1 protein-coding gene is annotated in these 1,022 nt (G+C 64.4%); it reads left to right on the forward strand.

The annotated features are described in order from the left end of the window. The coding region (gene eat / locus AC07VG_RS33410; RefSeq protein WP_495022565.1) for an ethanolamine permease at nt 1-1,022 on the forward strand (1,022 nt) is incomplete at both ends.

A 1,022-nucleotide genomic window follows, 5' to 3' on the forward strand; every position in this document is an offset into this window, starting at 1 on the left:
CTGCACCTCTGGGGCATTGCCGTGGGCCTGGTGATCTCCGGTGAATACTTCGGCTGGAGCTATGGCTGGGGCACCGCCGGCACCATGGGCTTTCTCGTCACCACCCTGCTGGTGGCGACCATGTACACCTGCTTCATCTTCAGCTTCACCGAGCTGACCACCGCCATTCCCCATGCCGGCGGGCCTTTTGCCTACAGCCGCCGGGCCTTCGGTGAACGTGGCGGGCTGATCGCCGGGATCGCCACCCTGATCGAATTCGTCTTCGCCCCGCCAGCCATCGCCATGGCCATCGGTGCCTACCTCAATGTCCAGTACCCGGACCTCGACCCACGCCTCGCCGCCGTCGGCGCCTACGTGGTGTTCATGGGCCTGAATATCCTCGGCGTCAGCATCGCCGCCACCTTCGAACTGGTGGTGACAGTGCTCGCGGTCGCCGAATTGCTGGTGTTCATGGGCGTCGTCGCGCCAGGCTTCAGCTTCAGCAATTTCGTGCTCAACGGCTGGTCTGGCTCGACCAGCTTCAGCATCGACTCGATCCCCGGCATCTTCGCCGCGATCCCCTTTGCGATCTGGTTCTTTCTCGCCATCGAAGGCGCGGCCATGGCCGCCGAAGAAGCCAAGGACCCCAAGCGCACCATTCCCAAGGCCTATGTCGGTGGCATCCTGACCCTGGTGTTCCTCGCTCTCGGCGTGATGGTGATGGCCGGCGGGGTCGGCGACTGGCGCCAGCTGTCGAACATCAACGACCCGTTGCCCCAGGCGATGAAAGCGGTGGTTGGCAATAACTCCAGCTGGATGCACATGCTGGTGTGGATCGGCCTGTTCGGCCTGGTGGCGAGCTTCCACGGCATCATCCTTGGCTACTCGCGGCAGTTCTTCGCCCTGGCCCGGGCCGGTTACCTGCCCGCCTACCTGGCCAAGCTGTCACGCTTCCAGACCCCGCATCGCGCCATCATCGCCGGCGGCGTGGTCGGCATCGCGGCAATCTACAGCGATGGCCTGGTCAACCTGCAGGGCATGAG

This window comes from Pseudomonas sp. GW821-FHT03C07 (assembly GCF_059420925.1).